Source organism: Streptomyces sp. NPDC058239 (assembly GCF_042882185.1).
Classification (GTDB): Bacteria; Actinomycetota; Actinomycetes; order Streptomycetales; family Streptomycetaceae; genus Streptomyces.
This window is the reverse complement of record NZ_JBHVWS010000011.1, coordinates 1-25,484: the sequence shown is the minus strand read 5'-3', so window position 1 is coordinate 25,484 and position 25,484 is coordinate 1. Positions and strand designations below refer to the sequence as shown.

At 72.4% G+C, this 25,484-nt stretch carries 10 protein-coding genes and 3 pseudogenes; 6 read left to right on the top strand and 7 right to left on the bottom strand.

What is annotated here, in order from left to right:
* Nucleotides 1-6: 6 nt before the first annotated feature.
* The 4 genes from ACFVYE_RS15210 to ACFVYE_RS15195 are packed head-to-tail and all read right to left on the bottom strand — an operon-like array spanning nt 7 to nt 16,599.
* Nucleotides 7-762: an ABC transporter permease gene (locus ACFVYE_RS15210; protein ID WP_383973823.1), complete on the bottom strand. Its 756-nt coding sequence runs from the start codon at nt 760-762 to the stop codon at nt 7-9.
* Nucleotides 759-1,718: an ATP-binding cassette domain-containing protein gene (locus ACFVYE_RS15205; RefSeq protein WP_383973820.1), complete on the bottom strand. Its 960-nt coding sequence runs from the start codon at nt 1,716-1,718 to the stop codon at nt 759-761. The genes ACFVYE_RS15210 and ACFVYE_RS15205 overlap by 4 nt, the downstream gene beginning before the upstream one ends.
* A complete protein-coding gene (locus tag ACFVYE_RS15200) occupies nt 1,715-1,939 on the bottom strand; it encodes an MbtH family protein (protein ID WP_383973818.1) in 225 nt (74 codons plus the stop codon). Before ACFVYE_RS15200 ends, ACFVYE_RS15205 begins: the two co-directional genes overlap by 4 nt.
* A 14-nt stretch (nt 1,940-1,953) precedes the next feature.
* Nucleotides 1,954-16,599, bottom strand: a complete 14,646-nt coding sequence (locus tag ACFVYE_RS15195; RefSeq protein ID WP_389605821.1) for an amino acid adenylation domain-containing protein — start codon at nt 16,597-16,599, stop codon at nt 1,954-1,956.
* Nucleotides 16,600-16,892: 293 nt separating this feature from the next.
* Between ACFVYE_RS15195 and ACFVYE_RS15190 the strand changes: the two genes are divergently transcribed.
* The 5 genes and pseudogenes from ACFVYE_RS15190 to ACFVYE_RS15170 all read left to right on the top strand — a co-directional run bounded on the left by ACFVYE_RS15190 (nt 16,893) and on the right by ACFVYE_RS15170 (nt 22,614).
* A complete protein-coding gene (locus ACFVYE_RS15190) occupies nt 16,893-18,977 on the top strand; it encodes a B12-binding domain-containing radical SAM protein (RefSeq protein WP_383972852.1) in 2,085 nt (694 codons plus the stop codon).
* 344 nt (nt 18,978-19,321) lie between these two features.
* Nucleotides 19,322-19,779 (top strand): annotated as a pseudogene (locus ACFVYE_RS15185) (pectate lyase); the annotation flags it as partial.
* Nucleotides 19,780-20,248: 469 nt separating this feature from the next.
* Complete coding sequence (locus ACFVYE_RS15180; RefSeq protein WP_389605819.1) at nt 20,249-20,998, top strand: hypothetical protein; 750 nt, start codon at nt 20,249-20,251, stop codon at nt 20,996-20,998.
* Between the two features lie 426 nt (nt 20,999-21,424).
* Nucleotides 21,425-21,754 (top strand): deoxyxylulose-5-phosphate synthase, encoded by a 330-nt coding sequence (locus ACFVYE_RS15175; protein WP_383972848.1) that lies wholly within the window; start codon nt 21,425-21,427, stop codon nt 21,752-21,754.
* A complete protein-coding gene (locus tag ACFVYE_RS15170) occupies nt 21,751-22,614 on the top strand; it encodes an SMI1/KNR4 family protein (RefSeq protein WP_389605816.1) in 864 nt (287 codons plus the stop codon). The genes ACFVYE_RS15175 and ACFVYE_RS15170 overlap by 4 nt, the downstream gene beginning before the upstream one ends.
* Nucleotides 22,615-22,865: 251 nt before the next feature.
* Here ACFVYE_RS15170 and ACFVYE_RS15165 read toward each other — a convergent pair.
* Nucleotides 22,866-23,078 (bottom strand): annotated as a pseudogene (locus ACFVYE_RS15165) (winged helix-turn-helix transcriptional regulator); the annotation flags it as partial.
* Nucleotides 23,079-23,203: 125 nt separating this feature from the next.
* Here ACFVYE_RS15165 and ACFVYE_RS15160 point away from each other — a divergent pair.
* On the top strand, nt 23,204-23,389 hold the full coding sequence (locus ACFVYE_RS15160) for a hypothetical protein (RefSeq protein ID WP_383972844.1): 186 nt from the start codon (nt 23,204-23,206) through the stop codon (nt 23,387-23,389).
* A 712-nt stretch (nt 23,390-24,101) separates the two neighbouring features.
* On the opposite strand, the gene ACFVYE_RS15155 is transcribed toward ACFVYE_RS15160, so the two are convergent.
* Nucleotides 24,102-24,848: a VOC family protein gene (locus ACFVYE_RS15155; protein ID WP_389605814.1), complete on the bottom strand. Its 747-nt coding sequence runs from the start codon at nt 24,846-24,848 to the stop codon at nt 24,102-24,104.
* A gap of 259 nt (nt 24,849-25,107) precedes the next feature.
* Nucleotides 25,108-25,350, bottom strand: a pseudogene (locus ACFVYE_RS15150) (integrase core domain-containing protein); the annotation flags it as partial.
* Nucleotides 25,351-25,484: the final 134 nt, after the last annotated feature.

Sequence of the window (25,484 nt, the reverse complement as noted above, 5' to 3'; positions counted from 1 at the left end):
TCCTGATCAGTGGATGCTGCGGGTGAAACGACGCACGGCCCAGGCGGCCGACAGACCCCCTACGACGACCACGATCACCAGTGCCCGGACCACCGAGGGGTCGCTGTAGGTGCCGGCGAACAGCGCCCGGGAGGCGACCACCGCGTGCTGCACCGGATTGAACTCGGAGGCCAGGCGCAGCCAGTCGGGGGCGTAGGCGACCGGGATGAGAATGCCGGACGTCAGCATCAGGGGCAGGTTGATGATGTTGGCCAGGGCCGCGAGGGACATCTCCGAGCGCACGACGGTCGCCAGCGCGTACGACAGCGAGGTCGCCGCCAGGGCCACGAACGCCATCAGCACGAAGGTCAGCAGCAGCGGTCCGGCCCGCAGCGGGAAGCCGAACGGCACGGCGAGGGCCACCAGGACCGAGCCCTGGACGAGCAGCATGAAGATGTCCCGCGCGCACCGGCCCAGCAGCAGCGCCGTCCGGCTGACCGGCGTGACCCGCATCCGCTCCAGCAGTCCGGCGTGGATCTCGCTGACCAGGCCCACGCCGGCGAAGATGGTGCCGAACACGGCGATCTCCACCAGGAGTCCGGGCAGGAACACCGAATAGGACTGGTCGCGGGACATGCCCAGCGAACGCTCCCACAGCGGCCCGAAGAGCACCACGAAGTACACGGGCGGAGCCAGCGCGACCAGCACCATGAGCGGTTCACGCAGGCTCAGCCGCAGGGACCGGGTGAAGACGATCCAGATCTCCCGCGCCAAGGTGATCACACCGGGCCTTCCTCGTCGGCCAGTGAGCGCCCGGTGTGGGCCATGAAGACATCGTCGAGGCTGGGCTGGTGCAGTTCGATGGCCACCGGTCTGGTGCCGGCCTCGTGCAGCGCGCCGAGCAGGCCGGGAATCGCCGTGGTGCCGTCGGGTACGTGCAGCCGGAGCTGCTGCCGGCGGGTGTCGGCCTGCTGCAGGCCCGGTTCCCGCGCCAGCACCGCGGCGGCGGTCGCCGCGTCGGTCCCGTCGGCGAACCGAAGGGTCACCACGTCGCCGCCGACGGCCCGCTTCAGTTCGGCGGGCGAGCCGACCGCGACGACGGTCCCGTGGTCCATGACGGCCACCCGGTCGCACAGCGCGTCGGCCTCGTCCAGGTAGTGCGTGGTGACGAAGATCGTGGTGCCGGCGGCTCTCTGCCGGCGCACCTCCTGCCACAGGTCGCTGCGGCTCGCCGGATCGAGTCCCGTGGTCGGCTCGTCGAGGAACAGCAGCACCGGTTCGTGCACGACGCCCAGGGCGATGTCCACCCGCCGCCGCTGGCCGCCGGAGTAGGTGCCGCACTGCCGGTCCGCGAAGTCCGCCATGCCGAGCGCGTCGACGACCTCGGCCGCGCGGCGCGTGGCGGCCGCCTTCGACATGCCGTGCAGGCGCCCCTGCATCACCAGTTCCTCGCAGGCCGTGACCAGCCGCCAGGTGGCCGGGCCCTGGGCCACGTAACCGATCCGCCGGCGCACCCGGCGCGGGTGCCGGCGCAGGTCGGCGCCGGCCACCGTGGCCTCGCCGCCGTCCGGCGGCAGAAGCGTGGTCAGCATCCGCATCAGGGTCGACTTGCCGGCGCCGTTCGGGCCCAGGAAGCCGAATATCTCCCCCTCGGCGACGTCCAGGTCGAGATCGCGCACCGCCGGCACGCTGACCTTGCGGCTGCGGAAGGTCTTGCACAGACCACGGGCCTCGATCACGACGTCGGCCCGGCATCCTCCATCGACCGCACCAGGCTCCGGGGCCGCATGTCCGTCCAGTGCGTCTCGACGTAGTCCAGGCACGACTGGCGGCTGTCCTCCGGGTGCGCCACCGTCCAGCCCGCGGGCACCTCGGCGAACGAGGGCCACAGCGAGTGCTGGCCCTCGTCGTTGACCAGGACCAGGAAGCGGCCCTCGGCGTCGTCGAACGGATTGGTCATGGTGTTCTGCTCCTTCAGGGCTGTGGTCTCAGGCGGATGTCGAGCTCGGCGCCGATCCGGCGCAGGTGCTCGGGCCGGGTCATGTCGTCGTGCGCGCACGCGATCCGGTGCACGCGCAGGTCACCGGTGGTGTGATCGGCCCAGGCCGCCGGCCGGGCCGCTCCGGGTTCTCCGGTCGCGTGGAACAGGTCGATGTCCCCGTCGAAGAGCCCGGGGCGGTGCGCCCCGGCCAGCCGGGCGTTGTTGGCCACCACCCCGGCCAGCTCGGAGGCCAGGCCGGCGGCCGTGTCCGGGCCCAGCAGGCGGTGCAGCGCGGCCACCGGGTCGACGGGGGCGTCCAGTTCGCCGTCGGCCACCGGATAGGCGTCGAGCAGGGCCAGCAGCCCGACCGGCGCCCCCTCGTGCCGCAGCCGCACGGCCAGCTCGTGCGCCACCAGCCCGCCGTACGACCAGCCGAGCAGGTGGTACGGGCCGGTGGGCTGCACGGAGCGGATCTGCTCGAGGTGGTCGGCGGCGACCTCGGTGAGCGAGCCGGGCAGCGGGCGGCCAGGAGCCGCGAGCCGGGACTGCAGGCCGTAGATCGGCCGCTCGGGGTCCAGGTGCCGCAGCAGGCCCGTGTAGCACCAGGCGAGGCCGGCGATCGGCGCCACGCAGAACAGCGGCGCCAGGCTTCCCGTGGTGCGGATCGGCAGCAGCACGCCCAGCCCGCGTTCACCGCCGCCGTCCAGCCGCGCGGCGAGACCGCCCGCCGTCGGGTGCTCGAACAGCAGGCCGAGGCCCAGTTCGGCGCCCAGCTCGGCCCGGATCCGGCCGGCCAGCGTGGCGGCCAGCAGCGAATGGCCGCCGAGGTCGAAGAAGTTGTCGTCGACGCCGACGCGCGGCACGCCGAGCACCTCGGCGAAGAGCTGGCACAGCAGCTCCTCGCGGTGGCTGCGGGCGGCGAGGCCCGCGCGGGCGGCCGGCGGCGCGGGGAGCGCCCGGCGGTCGAGCTTGCCGTTCGGCGTCCGCGGCAGCGCCGCGAGCGCGACGATCGCGTTCGGCAGCATGTAGGGCGGCAGGGTTCGGCCCGCGTGCGCGCGCAGCGCCGCCGGGTCGACGCCACCGCCCGCCTCCGGTACGACATAGGCCACCAGCCGCCGGTCGCCGGGCCGGTCCTCGCGCGCGACGACCGCCGCCCGGGCCACATCCGGATGGGAGACCAGGGCCGCTTCGACCTCGCCCGGCTCGATCCGGAACCCGCGGAGCTTGATCTGCTGGTCGGTCCGGCCGCAGTACTCCAGCTGCCCCGCGGACGTCCAGCGGGCCAGGTCGCCGGTGCGGTACATGCGCTCGCCGGGCCGTCCCCACGGGCAGGCCGTGAACCGTTCGGCGGTCGGCGCGGGCCGGCGCAGATAGCCGTTCGCGAGCCCGGCGCCGGCGAGGTACAGCTCCCCGGTCACCCCGGGCGGGAGCGGCTGCAGCCGTTCGTCGAGCACGTAGGCCCGGGTGTTGGCCAGCGGAGTGCCGATCGGCTGCGCGTCCACCGGGCCGGAGAGGCGGGCCGCGGTGGACCACACGGTGGTCTCGGTCGGACCGTACAGGTTGGTGAGCTCGCCGCCGGGGCCGGACAGCCGGCCGACCAGCCCGGCGGGCAGCGCCTCGGCGCCGGTGAACTTCCGCAGCCCGGGCAGCAGTTCCGGGACGGATTCGGCCAGGGACTGCCACAGCGAGGGGGTGGCGTGCACGACGGTGACCGAGGTCTCCGCGCACCGCCGGGCCAGTGCCACCGGGTCGCGGACCGTCCGCGGACCGGCCGGCACGACGGCGGCGCCGCTCAGCAGCGGACCGTAGAGCTCCGGCACCGACATGTCGAAGGCCGCGGTGGTCACCGACAGCATCCGGTCGCGAGGGGTCAGCCGCAGGATGCCGCGCAGGGCGGCCAGCAGGTTGGCGAGGGCCCCCCGGCCGATGACGACGCCCTTGGGCGGGCCGGTGGTCGCCGAGGTGTAGATGACGTACGCCGGGTCGGACGCGGACGGCGGCCGGGCCGCATCGCCCGGGGCGGTGCCCGGACAGCCGGCCTTGGCCAGGTCGCCGTCGTCCGGCACCGCCTCCAGCACCAGATCGGGTGCGGCATCGTCGAGTACGTGACGCAGGCGGTCGGAGGGGTGGTCGGGGTCCAGTGGCAGGTACGCCGCTCCGGCCTTGAGCACCGCGAGCACAGCGACCAGGAACTCCTCGGTCCGCGGCAGCAGCAGGGCGACCAGCGCGCCCGGGCCGACGCCCCGGCCGATCAGATGGTGCGCGAGCCGGTTGGCCCGCCGGTCGAGGCCGATGTAGCTGAGCGTGCCGGTCTCGCCGATGACGGCGTCGGCCTCCGGGGTGCGCAGGACCTGCTGCTGGAACGCGGTCACGACGTCCGGGGCCGCCGGAGCCCCGGTGGCGTTCCACTCGTGGAGCAGGCGCCGGCGCTCGGGGCCGGTGAGCAGCCGCGGGTGGCTGACGGGCTGGTCGATGTCGGCGGCCATGGCGCGCAGCAGCATCCCGAACCACCGGTGGAATGCCTGCGCGGTGCCGCGGTCGTACAGATCGCCGCGGTAGCCGAGGTGGCAGTCCAGGCCCTGCGGTGCGCCGTCGGTTCCGCGCCGCTCGGTGACCTCGAAGAACAGGTCGAACTGGGCGGTGGCCGGTTCGACCGGCAGTTCCTCGAAGCCGCCGTCCGCCGCCGTGGCCGTCTGCAGCGACAGCACCACCTGGAACAACGGATGCCGGGCCGGTGTCCGGGCCGGGTTGAGCGCCTCGACCAGGGACTCGAACGGCAGGTCCGCGTGCGCGTAGGCGGCCAGGTCCGCCTTCCGCACCCGCTCCAGCAGTTGGCGGAACGTCGAATCGCCGCCGGTGTCGGCCCTCAGTACCAGGAAGTTGACGAAGCAGCCGACGAGCCGGTCCAGGGACGCGTCGCCGCGGCCGGACACCGGCGTGCCGATCGGGATGTCGGTGCCCGCGCCCAGCCGGGTCAGCAGGGCGCTCAGCGCCGTCTGCAGCACCATGAACAGGGTGGTCCCGGTGCGCCTGGCGACACCCAGCAGGCGCGCGTGCAGGTCGGCGTCGACACCGAGGGTGACGGTACCGCCGTGGTCGCCGGTCGCGGCGGTGCGCGGCCGGTCCGTCGGGAGCGGGGTGCAGTCGGGCAGGCCGGCGAGCGTGCGGCGCCAGTGCTCCAGCTGGCGGGAGTGCCGGCTGTCGGGCCGGTCCGGCGCGCCGAGCAGGCTGCGCTGCCACAGGGTGACGTCGGCGTACTGGACCGGCAGCGGCTGCCACGCGGGGGCGCGGCCCGCCAGCCGGGACTCGTACGCGGTGTACAGGTCGTCGGCGAGGACCCCCACCGACCAGCCGTCGCCGGCGATGTGGTGCAGGACGAGCAGCACGACTGATTCGCCGGTGCCGGCGGTGAACAGGTGGGCGCGCAGCGGGGTCTGTGTGGCGAGGTCGAAGCCGCGGCCGAGCGCCGCGGCCATCGCCGCGGGCACGTCCTCGGGGGCGCACCCGACGGTGCTCAGCGGTGCCCAGCCGTCGGCCAGCACGTGCTGGTAGGGGACGCCGTCGGGCCCGGTGGGGAACACCGTGCGCAGGCTTTCGTGCCGGGCCACGACGTCGTCGAGGGCGTGTCGCAACGCCGTGGCGTCCGCGACGCCGGGCAGCCTCAGTGCCAGCGGCATGCTGTTGTTGACGGCGCCGCCGGCGAGCTCGTTGAGGAACCAGAACCGCCGCTGCCCGTACGAGAGCGGCAGCCGCGCCGGCCGGGTGGCCGGCTCCGGCCGCGGGCGCACCGGACTGCCCTCGCGGTCGGCCAGCTCCGCCGCCAGGGCGGCTGGGGTGGGGTGCTCGAACAGCGTCCGGATGTCCACGTCCGCCCCGAGGGCGTCCCGCATCCGGCCGGTCAGCCGGGTGGCCAGCAGGGAGTGGCCGCCGAGGTCGAAGAAGTCGTCGTCGGCGCCGACCACGGGCGCGCCCAGCACGTCGGCGAACAGTTCGCACAGCACCTGTTCGGCCGGGGTACGGGCCGCCCGGGTACCGGCCGCGGCGGGCAGCGGCGCGGGCAGCGCCTTGCGGTCGAGTTTGCCGTTGGGGGTGACGGGCAGTTCGTGGAGCGCCACCACGGCGGCCGGCACGAGGGCGCGTGGCAGCGCCCGGGCCAGGCTCCGCCGCGCCGCGGCCCCGTCCAGCCGGGCGCCGGGCGCCGGTACCGCGTAGGCCACCAGGCGGGCGTCACCGGGCCGGTCCTCGCGGACGACCACGGCCGCCCGCGCCACCGCGGGGAGCGCGGTGACGGCGGCCTCGATCTCGGCGAGCTCCACGCGCACCCCGCGTATTTTCACCTGCTGGTCGGCGCGCCCCAGGAACTCCAGTTGGCCGTCCGCCCGCCGGCGGACCAGGTCGCCGGTGCGGTACATCCGCTCGCCGGGCTCCCCGAACGGGCAGGCCAGGAACCGCTCCGCCGTGCGCGCGGGCCGGCCGAGATAACCGCGGGCCAGCCCGGCGCCGGTGACGTACAGCTCACCGGCGGCGCCCTCGGCGACCGGCTGCAGGGTGGCGTCGAGCACGTACGCCCCGACGCGCGGCACCGGGCGGCCGATGGGTGCGACGGCGGCGCCCGCCGCGGGGCCGCAGTCGGCGAGGGTGACCGTGTCGGCCGCCTCGGTCGGCCCGTACGTGTTGATCATCCGGCGCCCGGCGGACCAGCGTTCCGCCAGCTCCCCGGGGCACGCCTCGCCGCCGACCACGAGCGTGCCGACGCCGGCCAGCGCGTTGTCGGGCAGGGTGCCGAGGACAGCGGGCGTCAACTGGACGTGGCTGACCTTGCTCTGCTCGATCCAGTGCGCGAGGGGTTCGCCGGCGAGCACGGTGCCGGTCGGGGGCAGCACCAGCGTGGCTCCGGAGAGCAGGGCGGTGCACAGCTCGGACATGGCCGCGTCGAAGCTCCAGGACGCGAGCTGCGACACCCGGCAGTCGGCGTCCACGCCGAACCGGTCGATCTGTACGGCGGCCATGTTCGCCACCCCGGCGTGGGTGACGGCGACCGCCTTGGGCGTTCCGGTCGAGCCCGAGGTGAACAGCACGTAGGCCGGGTTCTCCGGCCGCAGCGGACCGAGGCGGTCGGCTTCGGTGAGGTCGGTGTCCGCCGGGCCGGCGCCGCCCGGTCCGGCGAGCGCCTCGTCGAGCAGCAGCGGCGCGACCCCCGCGGGCAGCGCCCCGGCCGTCGCGGCGGTGGCCACCGCCAGGCACGGCCGCGCGTCGGCGAACATGACCGCCACCCGCTGCGCCGGATAGTCCAGGTCGACGGGGAGGAACGCGGCGCCGGTCTTCGCCACTGCCAGGACCGCGACGACCGCGTCCACGGAGCGCGGCATCGCAACGGCCACCACCTGCTCGGGCCCGGCTCCGCGTGCGACCAGCAGGCGGGCCAGCCGGTTGGCCCGGGCGTTGAGCTGGGCATAGCCGTAGGAGCGGTCGCCGTCGGCGACGGCGGTGCGCTCGGCACAGGCGGCGGCCCGGGCCTCGAACAGGTCAGGCAGGAGGCCCTCCGCCGGCAGCGGGGGAGTGTCGGCCCACGGTTGGGCCGCACCCGCGGCGAGCCGGCGGGACCGCTCTGCACCGGCAGGCGCCCTCAACCGCCCCACCGGGGCCTCCGGTTCGGCCACGACGGTGCGCAGCAGTTCCATCACCTGGTCGAGGACGGCGGCCGCCGCGGCCTGCCCGAAGGTGTCCGGCCGGTGGCGCAGCACGATCCGCAGCCGTTCGTGCGGCACCACAGTCAGGTCCAGCGTGTAGTGCGTGGCGTCGTAGCCGCCCGCCCCGGAGACCTGCAGGGTGTCTGTCGGCCCGGCGTCGTCCTCCGCGCCGGCCGGGAAGTTCTCCACCACGACGGCGGTGTCGAAGAGAGCGTCGTGCCCGGTCGTCCGCTGGATCTCGCTGAGCGGCACGTGGTGGTGGGCGAGCAGCTCCGCCTGGCCGGCGGCGATCTCCCGGAAGAGCCGGGCGACGGTGTCGCCCGGGCGCAGCCGGACCCTCACCGGCACCGTGTTGATGAACAGCCCGAGCATCTCGCCGGATCCGTCGAGCTCGCCCGGCCGGCCCGACACCGTGGCGCCGAACACCACGTCGTCGCGGCCGGTCAGCCGGGCCAGCACCGTCGCCCATACGCCGAGCACGAGGGTGTGCAGGGTCAGCCCGTGCTCGCGGAGCGTCGCGGTGAGGGCGGCGGTGGCGGCCGCGTCCAGTTCGGCCGTCAGCTCCCGCGGGCGGACCGGCAGGTGCCGCGTGCCGCGGTCGCCGGCCACCAGGGTGGGGCCGTCCAGCTCCGCCAGCGCCCGAACCCAGGCCGCGACGGAGGCCTTCGTGTCCTGGCCGTCGAGCCAGGCGAGGAAGTCGCGGTACGGGCGCACCGGCGGCAGTGCGCCCGTGTCGCCCCCGTCGGCGGCCAGCCTGAGGAGTTCCCGCACGAACAGCGGCGTGGACCAGCCGTCGATCAGCGTGTGGTGGTGCGTCACCAGCAGCCGGTGCCGGTCCGGTGCGAGCCGGACGAGGGCCATCCGCATCAGGGGTGCCCGGGTGAGGTCGAACCGCTGGTCGCGGTCGGCGGCCTGCAGCCGGTCCAGCGCCGCCCGGCGGTCCGTCTCGCCCAGGGCGCTCAGATCGGTCTCCTGCCACGCGAAGTCGTCGTGGTCCGTGATCACCTGAACCGGGCGGCGCAGCCCCTGCCAGCGGAACGCGGCCCGCAGGTTCGGGTGCCGGCGCAGCATCAGCCGGCCCGCCCGCCGGACGGCGGCGGCGTCCACCGGGCCGACCAGGTCGACGTAGAGCTGCATCGTGTACAGGTCGGGGCCGTCGTCGTAGCCACTGTGGAAGAGCAGGCCCTCCTGCAGCGGCGTGAGCGGCAGGATGTCCCGGACGCCCGGCTGCTCACGCGTCACCAGGTCGATCTCGTCCTGGTCCAGCCGGGCGAGCGGGAAGTCGGACGGGGTGCGGCCGCCGCCGTGTGCACGCACGTGCGCGCACAGCGCGTGCAGCGCCCGCTGCCAGCCGTCGGCCAGTTCGGCAGCGGTCGCGTCGTCGAGCGCGCCGGGGGCCCACGACCAGGTCGCCGCCAGGGCGGGCCCGGAAGGGCCGCCGACGACCATGGCGTTGAGCTCCATGACATGCGGCATGGCCATGTCCGGGTCGAGCCCGCCGGCCGGCTCTCCCGACTCCACCGTCGGGCTCCACGCACCGGTACCCGACGGCGCGTCGAACCGGCCCAGGTAGTTGAAGAGGATCTCGGCAGCGGCGCGGTCCGCGAGGGCGGCGGCCGTGTCGGGGTCGAGGTAGCGCAGCATGCCGTAGCCGAGACCGGCGTCGGGCGCCGAGCGCAGCTGCTCCTTGACCCGCTTCACGGCGCGGCCGGTCGCGGGACCGCCGTCGAACAGCTCGGCCGGATCCTGCTCGCCGAGCCGCAGCCGCACCGGATACATGCTGGTGAACCAGCCCACGGTGCGGGTGAGATCGACGCCTTCGGCGATCTCTTCGCGGCCGTGGCCCTCGACATCGACCAGCAGGGTGCCGTCGTCCGGTTCCCCGCGGTCCCGGCGGTGCTCGGCGACGGCCATGGCGAGCGCGGTCAGCAGCAGGTCCTGGACGGTGCCGCCGAAGGCGGCCGGGACTGTCGTCAGCAGTTCGGCCGTCAGCTCCGACGGGACGAAGCAGGTGCGGAACCGGGCCCGGCCGTAGGTGTCACGGGCCGGATCCAGTGGCCGCCGGGCGAGCGCCGGGGCCGCGGTCGGTTCCGTGACCCGGAGCCAGTACGGCAGTTCGGCACGGCGCCGCGGTTCGCGGGCCTGCTCGTGGAGGAGCCGCGCCCACCGGCGCAGCGAAGTGCCCACCGCGGGCAGCCGCACCGGTTCCCCGGCCGCCGCCGAGCCTGCGGCCGCTGTCAGGTCGGGCACCAGCACCCGCCAGGAGTATCCGTCGACGGCCAGATGATGGACGGACAGCAGCAGATGGCCGGGCTCCCGCGGACCGGCGTCGAACCACACCGCCCGCAGCACCACACCGGCCGCGAGGTCGAATCCGCCCCCGTCGCCGGCGCGTTCGGTGTCGATGGCGGTACGCAGGGCCTCCCGGTCCAGCCCCCGCACGTCGACGCGCCGCCAGCAGTCGGCCGCGGACACCGCGCCGCGCGGGGCGATCTCCAGTGTCCACTGCGGCCGCAGCAGCCGGAGCCGCAGTGCGTCGTGCCGGTCGAGCAGCGCGCCGATCGCCGTCAGCAACTGCTCCCGGGTGGTGCCGGCGGGGGTGCCGAGCACGGTCGACTGGGCGAAGCCGTCCAGGGGCGCCGCGCGTTCGCGCAGCCAGGCGGCGATGGGCCACACCTCCAGCGGGCCGACCGCCACATCCGCGTCGTCCTCGGTCCGCAGCGTGGAGGCGACCGCCGCCAGTGCTGCCGCCGTCCGGTGCTCGAAGATCTGCCGGGCGGTCAGCCGTAGCCCCGCCGCCCGCGCCCGGGCCACCAGCTGGATCGAGGAGATGCTGTCGCCGCCGATCCCGAAGAAGTCGTCGTCCGGGCCCACGGAGTCCAGGCGCAGGGTGTCGGCGACGGCGGCGCAGAGCACCCGTTCGCGTTCGGTGCCTGGCTCCCGGAGCGCACCGCGGCGCGGCGCCCCCGGGTCCGGCAGCACGTGCCGGTCGACCTTCCCGTGGCGGTTGAGCGGCAGCGCGGCCAGCGGGACCACGGCCGAGGGCACCAGGTTCCGGGGCAGCACTCCGGCGAGCCAGTCGATCATGTCGGCGGGCGACGGCAGCTCCAGACCCGCGCCCGGTGCGACGTACGCCACCAGCCGGGGCGGTTCGCCCACCGCGAGCACGGCGGCCTGGCCGACACCGGGGCAGTCGGCCAGCGCGGCCTCGACCTCGGCCGGTTCGATCCGGACGCCGTGCACCTGCACCTGCCGGTCGACCCGGCCGAGGAACTCCAGCTCATCCCCGGCGGTCCAGCGCGCCAGGTCGCCGGTGCGGTACATGCGGGCGCCCGGTGGTCCGAACGGGCAGGCCACGAAGCGCTCCGCGGTGTCCGCCGGCCTGCCGAGGTAGCCCCGTGTCACGCCGGGGCCGGCGGCGTACAACTCGCCGGGCGTACCGGACGGGACCGGCCGCAGCGCGGCGTCGAGCACGTGGACCGTCGCGTTCGCCACCGGGGTGCCGATCGGCACCCTCGCGCCGGAGCCGACCGGCCGGCAGTCGGCGAGCGTCACCGTGTCGCTCGCCTCGGCGGGACCGTACGCGTTGATCATCAGCCGGCCGGGCGACCAGCGGGCCACGAGCTCCGGCGGGCAGGACTCGCCGCCGACGACCAGGGTGCGCACTCCGGTCAGGGAGCCTTCCGGCAACGTGGCCAGGACGGCGGGCGTGAGCTGTACGTGCGTCACCCGGGCCGCGTCGATCCAGCGCGCCAGTGCCTCGCCGACCAGGGGCTCCCCCGCGGGCGGCAGCACGACGGCGGCGCCGGCCGCCATGGCTGTGAGCCATTCGGACATCGCGGCGTCGAAGCTCCAGGGGGCGAGCTGCGCCATCCGGCTCCCGGCGTCGAGGCCGAAGCGGCCCAGCTGGGCACGGACCATCGTGTGCGTGCCGCGCCGGGTGACGGCCACCGGCTTGGGGGTTCCGGTGGACCCCGAGGTGTGGAGCACGTAGGCGAGCTGGTCAGGGTGCGGCGGGGCCGGGAGCGTCGCGCCGCCCCGGTGGTCCGGGGCGTCCAGGTCCAGGACCGGCAGGCCGGGCGGCAGTGCCTCGCCGTGGTCCGCCGCCGTGACGGCGAGCAGCGCCTTCGCGCCGGACACCAGCCGGGCCTGCCGGAGCGGCGGCAGGCCGGGGTCCACCCACAGGAACGCGGCGCCCGCCTTGGCCACGGCCAGCGCCGCCACGATCAGCCCGGCCGACCGGGGCAGTGCCAGCGCGACGACGGTCTCCGGCCCGGCACCGCGCGCGACGAGGAGCCGGGCGAAGCGGTCGGCCCGCCGGTCGAGTTCCGCGTAGCCGAGAACCGTTTCGCCGTCGGTCACCGCGGTGCGGTCGCCCGCGACTGCGGCCCACCGGGCCACCAGGTCGGCGGGCCCTTCGACGGGGCCGCAGGGCCGGACCGGACCGGCCGCACGGGCCAGCAGCGCCGTACGTTCGGCCGCGTCGGCCAGCGCCAGCCGGCCGACCGGCGCCTCCGGGGCGCCGGTCACGCCGGCGACGACACTCCGGAGCCGGGCGGCGATCGACCCGGCCTCGGCGGCGGAACAGAGGTCGGGCCGGTACTCCAGGCGCAGCAGCAGCCGCGTGCCGGGCACCACGGTGAGGCTGAGCGGGTAGTGGGTGGCGTCGTCGACGGTCGCCCCGGTCAGCCGCAGGCCGTCCGCGTCGCCGGCGGGCGCCGTGGTGCCCGCGTTCAGGAGCTGTCCGGCGTCGGGGTAGTTCTCGAGCGTCGTCATCGTGTCGAACAGGTCGCCGCCGGCGTCGCGCTGGATGTCGGCAAGGGCCGTGTGCTGGTGGGCCAGCAGCTCGGACTGCTCATCCTGGACCCGCCTGAGCAGGGCGGTCAGGGTTTCCCGCGGCCGCACTTGGACCCTTACCGGCACGGTGTTGGTGAACAGTCCGATCATGCGGTCGACGCCGGGGATCTCCGGCGGACGCCCCGCCACCGAGCCGCCGAAGACGACGTCGTCACGGCCGGTGAGCTGGCCGAGCACCACCGCCCAGGCCGTCTGCGTCAGGGTGTTGAGGGTGACGCCGGTGGCGCGCAGCGCGGCCGAGAGCGCGGTGGTCTCCTCCGCGGAGAGCGTCACGTCCACCCTCTCCGGCGTGACGGGGCGCCGGGTCACGGCCTCGCCCGGTGCCACGGCGCACGGGCGCGCTCCGTCCAGGGCCCGCCGCCAGGCCGCTCGGGACTGCTCCGGGTCCTGCGTGGCCAGCCAGGCGAGGTAGTCGCGGAAGGCGGGCGGCGGCGGAAGCTCCGGGCCTCCCGCGTAGCCGGTGAGCAGCTCGTCGAGGAGCATCGGTATGGACCAGCCGTCCATCAGGATGTGGTGGCTGGTGAGGACGAGGCGGTGCCGGTCGTCGGCCAGCCGCAGCAGGCACATCCGGATCAGCGGAGGTGCGGACAGGTCGAACCGGAGTGACTTGTCCGCGGCCAGGAAGGAACGTACCTCCTCGTCCTGCCGACCGGCGTCGAGCGGGCGCAGGTCCAGCTCCTGCCAGGGCATGGGGCCCGGAACGGGAATCACCTGCACCGGTTCGGCGCCGTCGGTCCAGAACCCCGCGCGCAGGTTGGGGTGCCGGCGCAGCAGCGCGGACCCGGCGGCGCGCAGCCGGCCGGCGTCCGGCCGGCCGGAGAGGCCAAGGACCAGCTGCACGGTGTAGACGTCCGGCGCCTGCTCGTCGTACTGGGCGTGGAAGAGCAGCCCCTGCTGCAGCGGCGAGAGCGGCAGTACGTCGTGGTGGCCGGGGTGACGGGCGGCCAGCCGGTCCCGGTCGGCGGCGTCCAGGCGTACGAGCGGGGCCGGTTCGCCACCGGCCGGGGCGCCGTCGGCCACCCCGGCGGCGACCTGGGCCAGGGCCGCGGGGGTGCGGTGCTGGAAGACCTGCCGTGCGGTGATCCGCAGTCCGGCGGCGCGCGCCCTGGCCACCATGGTGATCGCCGAGATGCTGTCGCCGCCCAGCTGGAAGAAGTCGTCGTCGGCACCGGCCTCGTCCAGGTGCAGGGCGTGCGCCACGGCCGCGCAGAGCACCCTCTCCCGTTCGGTCGCGGGCCGGCGGCCGGCCCCGGGCCGGGCCGGGGACGGGGTGGGCAGCGCGGTGCGGTCGAGCTTGCCGTTGGGCAGCAGCGGCAGCGCCTCCAGCACGGTGATCTGCGCCGGCACCATGTGCCGGGGCAGCACCGCGGCCAGTTCCCCGCGCAGCGCCTCCGGGTCGGGCCTGGCCCCCGGTTCGGCCACCACGTAGCCGATCAGCCGCGGCGGGTCGTCGGCCGCCATCACTGCGACGGCCTGCCGGACACCGGCGCATTCGGTCAGCACCGTCTCGATCTCGCCCGGTTCGATCCGGTAGCCGCGGACCTTGACCTGCCGGTCGGTCCGGCCCAGGAACTCGAGGTCGCCGTCGTGGCTCCAGCGCACCAGGTCACCGGTCCGGTACATGCGCGTGCCCGGCGCCCCGAACGGGTCGGCCACGAACCGCTCGGCGGTCAGGTCGAACCGGCCGGTGTAGCCGCGGGCGACATGGGGCCCGGCGGCGTACAGCTCTCCCGGGACCCCGGGCGGCACCAGGTGCAGCCGGTCGTCCAGCACGTAGCAGGTGGTGTTCTGCAGCGGTCGTCCGATCGGCGCGACCGCGGTCGGCGGCTGCTGCCGGCCCTGCCACGTGGTGGCGACGACGGTGGTCTCGGTCGGGCCGTACGTGTTGACGAACGACACGTCGGCGCCCAGCCGCGCGACCAGCTCGGCCGGGCACGCCTCGCCGCCGACGAAGACCACCCGGAGCGTGGGCGGCGCACCGGCCGGAAGGGTGGCCGCGACCGGTGTCGGTGCGAGGAGGTGCGTCACCGCGTACCGGCGCAGCCAGTCCGCCAGCTCCTCACCGAGGAGGGCCGGTTCGTGCGGGGTGACGACGAGCGCGGCACCCGCCAGCAACGTCGACAGCAGTTCCAGCACCGAGGTGTCGAAGGACCAGGCCGACCGGTTGGCCACGCGGTCGTCCGGCCCGATGCCGAGCAGGTCGATGTGCGCGTGGGCGAGGTTGCTCAGCCCGGAGTGCGTGACCGCCACGCCCTTCGGCCGGCCGGTCGATCCGGAGGTGTACAGCACATAGGCGAGGCCGACCGTCCGCAGCGGGGCCGCCCGGTCGGCGTCGGTGAGGTCGGCGTCGTCGAACCCGGCCAGCTCGGCGAGCACGGCCGGGTCGTCCAGCGCCAGCACCGGGACCTCGGCCAGGTCCTCGTCCGCCGTCGCGGTGAGGGTGAGGACGAGCGCGGGCGCGGAGTCGGTCAGCAGGAACTCCCGGCGGAGCCGGGGGAGGTCAGGATCGACAGGTACGTAGGCGGCGCCGGCCTTGAACACCGCGAGCACCGCGACGATCATCTCCGCGGACCTCGGCAGAACCAGGGCGATCCGCCGCTCGGGACCCGCACCGCGCCGGACGAGCAGCCGGGCGAGCCGGTTGGCGCGGCTGTTCAGCTCGGCGTAGCTCAGGCAGACGCCGGCGCCGACCAGCGCCGGGGCCCCGGGCCTTGCGGCCGCCCGGGCCTGGAACAGCTCCGGCACCAGCCCGGCCGGCAGCTCCCGGTGCGGACCCCGGCCGTCCGCCAGCCGCGTCCGCTCCTCCTCCGCGCCGGCCAGCGGCAGGTCCGCCAGCCGGGTCTCCGGCGAGGCAGCGGCCAGAAACCTGACGTAGCGCTCCGCCAGGGCCTGAGCCGTGCGGCGGTCGAACAGGTCGGTGCGGAAGCTCAGCCGCCCCTCCCGCGGGCCCAGTTCCAGAACGAGCTCGTCCTTGGCGGTGCCGGTGTCGACCAGCTCGTTCCCGGAATCGGGCAGGTAGTTGAACGCGATCTGGTAGAGCGGGGAGACACTGGGGTCGCGTTCGGGCGACAGCTCCTCGACCAGCTTCTGGAACGGCAGCTGGGAGTGCTCCAGCGCGTCGGCCACCGCATCGCGGGTACGGGCCACCAGCTCGCCGAAGGCCGGGTTCCCGGACGCGTCGGTGCGCAGCACGACCGTGTTGACGAACATGCCGATCAACGCGCCCACCTCGGGCAGGACGCGTCCGGACACGGGAACGCCGACCACCACGTCCGTACTGCCCGAGGTACGCGCCAGCAGGGCCGTGAACGCCGCGAGCAGCACCGTGAACGGCGTGGTGCCGCCGCGCCGTGCGAGCGCGGCCACCGCGTCACCGACCTCCTCGGGCACGGCGAACCGCACGGTGTCACCGGTGTTGCTCCGGACCGGGGGGCGCCGCCGGTCCAGCGGCAGGGCGTGCACCGGCGGCAGCCCGGCCAGCCGCCGTCGCCAGTAGGCCAGGTCCGGCTCGAACTCGCCGCTGTCGTACCGGGAGCGCTGCCAGGCGGCGTAGTCGGCGTACTGCACGGGCAGCGGCGGAAGCTCGGCCGGGCGGCCCTCCGCGGCCGCCCGGCACAGCTCGGTGACCTCATGGTCCAGCAGGGCCACCGAGGCGGCGTCGAACGCGCTGTGGTGGACCACCACCAGCAGCAGTCGGTCCGCTTCGGAGAGGCGGACCAGCCGGGCGCGGAACAGCGGGGCCCGCGTCAGATCGAAGGGCGCCGCGGCCAGCTCGGTGAGGAGCTCCTCGGTCCGGCTGCCTGCCGCCGCCTGCTCCAGGGACCGCAGGTCCTCCTCGTCCACGGTCAGTTCCACGCGCTCGTGGACGGTCTGGCGGAGCGAGCCGTCCGCCGCCTCCGCCAGGGATGTCCGCAGGGCCTCGTGGCGCTGCACGACGGTGCGCAGGGCCGCTGCCACGTCTCCCGCGCCGAGCGCGACACCGAACAGCGGCACGACGGTGGGGACGTTGAACGCAGGGGAGTCCGGATCCAGTCGGCTCGCGAACCACACCCGCTCCTGGTCGAAGGAGGCCGGAGTACTCCAACCCGTCATGGCCGCCAACTCCCGGTCACCACTTGCCCTTCCGCCGCACGCCGAATCCCCTCAGCCGTACGTCGGCCCGCCCGTTCCCGTCCCCCGCGTGCGGTGGCACATGGTTCCACGTCCCGAAGCGCTCCCACAAGATCTTGACCGCTTCAGAAAACCGCACGAGCACCGGGGTTGACCGAGTCTCACTTCAATAACGAGCAAGATCACGACAGTTGGCCCGGCGCAGTGCGTGGGCTACGCTCCGACGCGGGGTGTGTGCCTCCGTCTCAGCCCTCCCTGCCGACGCGGAGCACCCCGTGAACATCACGATCGTCTTTCCCCCCGCCGCTGATCCTTCGCTGCCCTACGGCGCTCTGCCGCTGCTCGGCGCGGTCCTGAAGCGGGCCGGTTACGCGGACGTGTCGCTGCGCGACGTGAACCTCGAGGCGTTCGACGATCTCTGGCGGCCGGACGCACTGGCCGAGGCGCTGCACCGCGAGGACGTTCCCGGTCGGACGAGCGGCAAGGCGGCGGAACTGATCGCCGACATCGACGCGGCGCGCGCCATTCTGCGCGACCCGGTCGACTTCTACGATCCGATGAAGCTCATGTTCGCCAAGCGCCTGTTCCACCTCGCCGGCGACCTGCTCTCGGCATCGCATCCGCGGCTCCGGTTCGGCAAGTACTCCTATTCGCCGAGCTCTTACGACTCCTACGAGGAGATCGAAGCAGCCGTCCGGACCGACGCGGGCCCGCTCGCCCGGTACTTCGAGACGACCACCGTTCCGTCGCTGCTGGCCGCGGCCCCGAAGGTGATCGGCATATCCGTCCCGTACTTCTCCCAGCTGATACCCGCGTTCATCCTGGCCGACCGCATCCGCGCAGCGGATCCCGGCATCCACCTCACCTTCGGCGGCCCGGTCATCACGTGGGGCAAGGAGGTGCTGATGGCGGACGGACGGTTCGGACGCTGGCTGGACTCCTTCTTCGTCGGTGAGGCCGACGAGACCTTCCTGCACTTCGTCGACGCGCTGCACGGCAAGCGCGACCTGGCCGCCGTCGTCAACATGGTCCGGTACGTGGACGGCAGGGTCGTCAGCCAGCTCGACGACCACTACCAGCTCGATCTGGACTGGTCGCCCACGCCGGACTTCACGATGATGCCGATGGACCGCTATTTCGCGCCCAAGCGCATCATCTGTCTGATGCCCACGCGCGGCTGCTACTTCAACAAATGCGCTTTCTGCAATTACGCGTTCATCAAGATGACGCCGTACCGGATGCGCTCGCCGCAGCTCATCGCCGAGGACGTCGCCACCATCCAGCAGGCCACCGGCGAGAGCGTGTTCTCCTTCGAGTCCGACGTCATGCTGCCCCTGCACCTGAAGCAGATATCCGAAGCCCTGATAACCCGTGGCACGGACATCAAATGGCACGGCGTGGCCCGCTTCGAGAAGGGGATGACGGACGAACTCTTCGCCACCATGCGCCGGGCCGGCTGCGTGCGCCTGTACATGGGGATGGAGAGCGCCAACGAACGCGTGCTGGAGGCGATGGTCAAGGGGACCGACCGGCAGCGCATGTCGAACATCCTGCGCATGTGCAGCTCGGCGGGCATCTCCGTGGAGGCCGGGGTGTTCAGCGGCTTCCCGTCCGAGACGGCGGAGGAGGCGGACGACACCTACCGGTTCGTACGCGACCACCGGCACGTCATCGCCCGTGCGGACGTGGGCACGTTCAGGCTGCTCAAGGGCGCTCCCATCGCCGACACCCCCGAGAAGTACGGGATCATCGTCCTCGGCGACCCCAAGAAGCGCTGGTACCACCTGGACTTCCGGCACACGGCACAGCAGGAGGTGTCGGACGGCGCGGCGGCCATGGAACGGATCCAGCGCCTCTACCCGGAGGTCGCCCTGATCGACGTGCCGGAGGACATCCTCTACAACGCCGATGTGGGCCCGGACGCGTTCCGCCGGTTCTTCGCCGCCGCCGGCGAACCGGCGACGCCGTCAAAGGCGGTACCGGACGAGGCGACGGTCGCCCTGTCCACCGACTGCGAGCTGCAGCGGGTCCATGTGGCCAACTCCGGGGCCGTGCACTTCGACGACCCCGTCGAGCAGGGCGCGCGCCCCGTCTTCGAGGTGTCACGCATGACGCTGACCATCGCCGTCGACAGGACGGCCTCGGCCCTGTACCCCCTGAGCCGTGCGGAGGAGTTCGTCCTGCGCCGTCTCGGAGAGGGCCCGATGTCCGCCGCCGGTCTGCGCGCCGAGATCCAGGAGTACACGGAGTCGGCCCCTGACCGCGACGACACGGTCGACGTGAGCCTCCTGGACCACCTGGTGGCCCTGGGGGTTGTGGTCGTACGCGCGGTGGACGCCGTCACCGAAACTTCCCCTTGATTGCGGACGCCTGGAGACTGGGACCTGAGGTTCCAGAGGAAGTAGTGCCAGGTGGTGCAACACGAGCTCGCCTCCTGCTCCTCCGGCGGCGACATGGAGCGGGTGATGGACGGGATCAATCCGTCCCGACCGGGCTTCGAAACCATTCCAGCTGGGCCGCGCGCCGTGAGAGCGACCGCATCGATGAGTCCGATGGAGCCCTGGGCTCAGGAGATCGAACAGATCGACGCTGACCTCGCCGCCTTGTCAGCTGTGCCTGACCCGGCCCGGCCGGGACAGCTCGCAGCGGAACTGCAGCGGGCTTCAGACAGGTATGCACACGCCCACGCCAAGGTGCGGCCGTAGGCGCCGACAAGGGGCTGCAGGTGTCGAACGGCAACTGCTCGCCGCAGACACCGACACCGACACCGACCACCCCCACGCCGGACCCGACCCAGCCCGGCGGGACCAACCTCAGCATCGGCGCCGGCTCCGACGGCTCCGGCAAGGCCGGCGGGACGGCAACGTGCGGGACGGTGACATGGGCACCTACTGGTCGCCGGCCGGCTCGACCGGTTCCATCTCGATCAAGTGGAGCTCCTCCACCACAGTGTCCGCGATCAATATCCGTGAGGCGTCAGGCTCCGCAGGCAGCATCGGGTCCTGGAGGGTCATCAACGCCGACACCGGCGCCGTCCTGACCTCCGGCAGCGGGGCGGGCGTCATCACCTTCCCCCAGACCTCGCTGCACAAGATCACCTTCGAGATCACCGGCTCGACCGGCACGCCGCAGGTCGCCGAGTACGAGACCTACGCCGGGTAGCAGCGCGATCCCGCTGCCCGGCGGGTCCGTATCCCCCGGACCCGCTGGGCAGCAGCAACGCGCCCGGCCTCGACGCCGTGACCGCCCCCCGCTGCTGATCGCCCGGAACGTAGCGCGGGGAAGCCCCATTCGTGGTCTGGACCATCGGACAACCCGTACGCGACGCCCTGGTCTTCCAGGGATCTGTATGCGGGTTCCCGCGGGCGAGGACTGCCTGCTTGTGGCGCTTGCCCTGGGCTTTCCTACGGTCGTAGAAGGTATTCGAGGTGGGACAGAAGCGTGCGGCGATCGGGTGTGACCGAGCACCGTTCTCGGCGGCTGAGAACCCTGGCCGGCGAGCCCTCAGTTCAGACGAGCGTCGGCGGCGATGTGTCTCGCAGAGATGGGTTACACCTCGCACAGACGCTGAGTCCTGTAAGTTGGCAATCTTCGGGCGGCGTAAGCCCCTGGAGTCTGCGAAGGCGAACTCATGACGAACCTCGACCAGACACCCGCACGACTTCGCCTCGACACCGCGCTGGACAGCCTGGCCGAGGTCTTTCGCGGGATGACCGCCCACCCCGACGAGCACAACTGCGAGTGCCACTGGGGGAGCGCGGAAGACCTCGCCCAACTGAAGGTGCCGGACGTCGAGCTGGACCCTGACCTCTTGCGTCGCACCTGGCAGGCCATCGACTGGAGCTACAAGGCATCCGTGCTGCGCCGCATCCTGCCCCAGTTCGCCACGGCCCTCACCAACGGCCTCATCGAACCCCTCTTCGGCATGGAGGAAGTGGGACGCATCTTCCACCACGCCAAGTGGCAGCAGTGGCCCGCAGAACAGGCCGCAGCAGTACAGGAGTTTCTGCACGCCTGGTGGGCCCACACCCTCACCGATCCCGTCCCCGCCGTGCCTGCGTACGAGGTCTTCGCGCTGAGCGCCGAGGCATCCGCCACACTCAGCCCCTGGCTCCGGACCTGGGAGGCACAGACCCACCCCACGGCCGACCGGCACCTGGCCGAGGCCGTGACCCACTGGGAGTACGAACTCCTGGGAGACAGACTCCCCTGGGACACCTGGCACAACAAGGAAGAAACACGCGCCGAGCTGACAGTCTGGCTACTGTCCCAAACCCCCGCCCGACTCCTGGCCCACGGTGCCCCCGAAGCGCTGCTCCACCGGATACGACTGCTCGGCCTTACCGGCCCCGACCGCTGGGAGGACCCGCACTGGCCCTGACACCGGTACTGAGCCCGAACCGCGTGGCGCAATGGTTCAAGCACCGAGGCACGTACGCCCTGAACGGGCCGCGCCACGAGATCAGCGACCGACCCCGTCGGATGTACCTGCCTGGCAATGCCCAGGCGTAGGCCACACTCAACGCGCCGGTTGGCGAGACCCGCCAACTGTGCTGGGCGGGCTTGATCGTCATGTGCCGACTGCACCGGACTGGGCGGCAGTGCCGCCTTGGAAGCGGCGTAGTCGAAGGCTCGCCCCGGGCCTTCCGATCGTACGAAGAACCGGAATCAACCCGCCAAGAAGGTGAGGAGCACTTCAGTCGGCCGGCTGAACATGGTGGCCGGCTATGCCGGCCGACCTGAAAGAGGCGCTCCACGGCCGTTAATCGGGTCGATTCAATCGCGGGGTGATGCCTACTCTGCCCGCATGCCTCCTGCGAAGACTTCGTACGTCTGCCTGCCTTGCCGGGCCTCGTACAAGCAGCCCTACGGCGGGGATCAGCGGCGGATCTGCCCGCGGTGTTCGGAGCCACTGGTCCATGTGGGGTCGGCCTTCGCCGCGCCCCGACGGCGGGACACCGAGGCATGGCGGACGCTCTCGGTGCTGCTGAATGCGGGCGTGCGTTTCCACAAGAGCTGCTGCGGCGGTCCCGGCTACCGGCCCCGCACCCTGCGCGAGGTACGCGAGCGGATGGCGTACGCACAGCGAACCGGCAGGCCCTTCGCCGAAGCGCTCGTACTGCGTGACGTGCCGTGACCGGGCACGACAGTCTGGCGCGACTCATTACGCCGCCGACCGCGCCCATCGACGGCCGTGGGGACTGGCCCGCGGCCGAGACCGCGATCGGCGCCCGGCTGCCAGCGGACTACAAGTGGCTGGTCGGTACGTATGGATGGGGCGAGTTCTGCGACTTCCTCTACCTTCGGACGCCGTTCGGCACGAGCGAGTACAACGGCATCGAGTGGCAGAGCAGACACCTGACGGGATCACCTGAGCGGGACAGGGAGCGATACCCGTATCCGTTGCACCCGGCTCCGGGCGCTCTGCTGATCTGGGGTACCACCATGGACGCCGACCGGCTGTGCTGGTTCACCGACGGGGCACCCGAGGACTGGCCCGTCGTGGTGTGGAGCGGTGAGGGCTGGTACGAGACGCATCGTATGGGCGCAGCCGAGTTCATCGAGGGCTGGGCTGACGGACACGTCAGCTCCGGCTTGCTTGGAGACATGGAGCCGGACCTGGCACCGTGGTTCAACGCCTTCCGTCCCCGCACCCACCGGTGCCTCCGTCTGTCCGAGGGCCTCTTCTCCCACACCGAGCGTCGGCGGCTCCTCCGCGAGGCACTGGCTCCCACCACGGACCGGGGTGCGTGGCGATCGGAGCACGACGAGATGGGACAAGACCACTTCGTGACTGTCGACACCGACTGGCTGCTCACGTACGACGCGTCCCGCCCTCACCAGATCCGGATCGGCTATCCAGTCGGAGACACGGAACAGGTTCGCCGGCGCCTCTTTGCCGCCGTTCAGTTCATGGGATGCCAGGTCCTTCACGTCACGACCGCATCCGGGACCTCCCTGCCGGCCTGGGACGCGGTCACGGACAAGGAGGAGTAGCTCGGCAGTGCGAGCGGCTGAGGGCGCGCCGGCCGCGGCGCCTGGCGTCGCAGGGCGCTCATCGCCGACGGTGTCCATGGCACTCTGCGCTCATGAACCGCAGAGGTGCTGACTGGACCGAACAGCAATGGCTGGATGAGGCCCGCCGTGTCCCGGAAGCGCTGATCACGATCGGCGAGGATGTACCTGTCTGTTTGCCGGGCGAGCCGGCGGCGTGCGGGTAGACCGCCCAGTCCAACTACACGTCGCCGTCAGGCGTCGAAGCGGCGGCGGGAGGCATCGATGTGACCGAGGTACTGGTGGGTCCAGTCGCACATTCTATGGACCGTCTCTCGTAGGGCTTGGCTCGGCTCGGTGAGGGTGTACTCGACCCGCGGTGGCACGGTGGGGTGAACTTTCCGCTCGACCAGGCCGTTGCGCTCGAGCATGCGCAGGTTCTGGGTGAGCATCTTGTGGCTGATTGAGGTCGAAGCCACTGCGATCATCGATTGAACAGGTGTTCTTCGCCCTGGGCTTGCTCTGAACCTCGGACCTCGAACGGTGTCTCGAACGGGTTTGCTCACCTGGGCATTCGCCGGAGATCCAGGCCATGGTGGGTCAGATCCGCAAAGTCCGGGATCTGGCCCGGCCGGACGCGGGCTGGTGGCGCAAGCAGTGGGAGTGGCAGGCACGACAGCGCCTCGTCGACCTGGCGAAGGTGCTCGACCTTCAGCCGGACTGGGGCGCGCATCGAGGCGTGATCAGGCTGCGGATTCGCCCTTGTGGCGGGGTCTGATCCTGTAGATCGTCTTACATGACGCCAGGGCAACTGTCGGATGCGGAGCGGGATTTCATCGCCCCCTGCCTTCCGGTCGACGAGTACGGCCCGTACCCCGAGCGGCTGCGGCAGTAGTTCGAGGGTGTGATCTGTCGCTTCAAGACGGCGAGCACTGGCGGGAGATACCACAGGTATTCGGTGCCTGGTCCACCATGCACAACCGCTTCAGGCGTGGCGGGACGCAGGCGTGTTCGCGGCTCTGCTGGACCTGATCACGGAGGCCGCTGAGCGGGGCGGGGCGGACCCGTCCCTGGTCAGCGTCGACTCGACCACCGCGCGCACCACGACGCTGCGGGCATGCACCTGGGCGAGGATGTCCTCACCGGCTTGGAGAAGGCCGCCGCCGAGGAGGAGAGGGCTGCCAGGTCAATGAGGGGCGGTCTTGAGGAGCAAACCGGGCAGGACGCCGAAAGCGATCCCGAGCGGGAGGAACGACGACCTATCCGGCGTCGGCGGAAACCACGATTGAAGGCCGCCCTCCTCGGACGCTCCAGGGGTGGGCAGACCAGCAAGGTCCACGTCCCCGCCGACCAGAAGTGCCGCCCGCCGGCGTTCGTGCTGATCGCGGGGCAGGCTGCGGACAGCCCGCAGTTCATCCCCCAACCCATCCGGGGGTCATGGCACATGAGCAGACAGGGCTCACGTGTCGGGATGTCGTCAAGGCTCCGCGTCAGGACGGGGAAGCGAGGACGCAGAACTCGTGGCCCTCCGGGTCGGCCAGGCACTTCCACCGGACGTCGCCCTGGCCGAGGTCGATGTCGGTGGCGCCGAGGGCCCGCAGCCGGGCCACCTCCGCCTCCTGATCGTCACCGGGGTACGGCAGCAGGTCAATATGAACGCGGTCCGGCACGGTCTTCACGCCGGGCGTGCGGAGGAACTCGAGATACGGGCCGACACCCTTGGCGGAGCGCAACACCGCCTGATCGTCAGTCACCTCGTGCAGGGTCCAGTCCATCGCCTCGCCCCAGAACCGGGCCATGGCCCGCGGATCCGCGCAGTCGACCACCACCGCGGCGATCGGCCCGGTGTCCCGGTAGATCTCCCGAGGCTCCAGCACGCAGAACTCGTTGCCCTCCGGGTCGGCGAGGACGGTCCACGGCACGTCGCCCTGGCCCACGTGGGCGGGCGTCGCGCCGAGAGCCTGGAGGCGCGTGACCAACTCCGCCTGATGGGCCGCAGAGGTGGTGGCGAGATCGAGGTGCACACGGTTCTTCGTTATTGTCTTGGGTTCCGGGACGGTGACGATGTCGACGCAGACGGCGACCGGGTCCGGCCAAACGAAGCCGCCGACGGGTTCAACGTTGGTCACGCCGGGTCCCTCGCTGGAAACACCCCAGCCGAGCGCCTCCGCCCAGAACCGGCCGACCGCCGAGTCATCAAGAGCCTTTATGTTTACATTCACAGGTCGCAGTGCCATGCCGGTAACCCTATGCACTCTGCAACGACATCCGCAGGTACCGTCGCCAAACAGAGATCAACTCGCTCACAGGCAGCCGAGCATCTGCGGCACCCGAATCCCCCAGAGAATGTCCGATGAAGCGGTTGAAGAGGTTCCTCTGTGCGGCGACGGGGCGGTCGCCGGCCTCTCGGCGGCGGTCGTAGTGGGCTCTGGCGCCTGGTGAGCGGGTAAGGGTGAGGAGCCCTGCGTTTCTCGGACAGCGGTGTTGAGGTTCTGCCTATGCCGCTGCCTGCAACTCTTCGTACTCGGCGTGGACTTCTGCGGGAGTCTTGTAGCCAAGTCCGGAGTGGAGGCGCTTTCGATTGTAGAACATCTTGATGTAGCGGACGATAGCCCGGTGGGCGTGTGCGCGTGTTGGGAACGTAGTTCGGTGCACGAGTTCGTTTTTGAGGGCGCCGAAAAATGATTCAGCCATCGCATTGTCCCAGCAGACACCGGTGCGGCCGACCGACGCTCGCAGGCCCAACGAAATGAGCTTGCAACGAAGTTCCCGAGACGTGTATTGGCCGGATTCAACCGGTCGTTGCAACACCAGCTTGTTGAAGCAACTGTAGCTGCTCGTTGAACGCCTCGGCGGGCGTCTTCCAACCGAGC

Bases quoted from the DNA above. Each gene is read 5' to 3' on its own strand.
- ACFVYE_RS15155 (WP_389605814.1), bottom strand. From the start codon at position 24,848: ATGGCACTGCGACCTGTGAATGTAAACATAAAGGCTCTTGATGACTCG.
- ACFVYE_RS15200 (WP_383973818.1), bottom strand. From the start codon at position 1,939: ATGACCAATCCGTTCGACGACGCCGAGGGCCGCTTCCTGGTCCTGGTC.
- ACFVYE_RS15175 (WP_383972848.1), top strand. From the start codon at position 21,425: ATGCCTCCTGCGAAGACTTCGTACGTCTGCCTGCCTTGCCGGGCCTCG.
- ACFVYE_RS15180 (WP_389605819.1), top strand. From the start codon at position 20,249: ATGACGAACCTCGACCAGACACCCGCACGACTTCGCCTCGACACCGCG.
- ACFVYE_RS15195 (WP_389605821.1), bottom strand. From the start codon at position 16,599: ATGACGGGTTGGAGTACTCCGGCCTCCTTCGACCAGGAGCGGGTGTGG.
- ACFVYE_RS15160 (WP_383972844.1), top strand. From the start codon at position 23,204: ATGGTGGGTCAGATCCGCAAAGTCCGGGATCTGGCCCGGCCGGACGCG.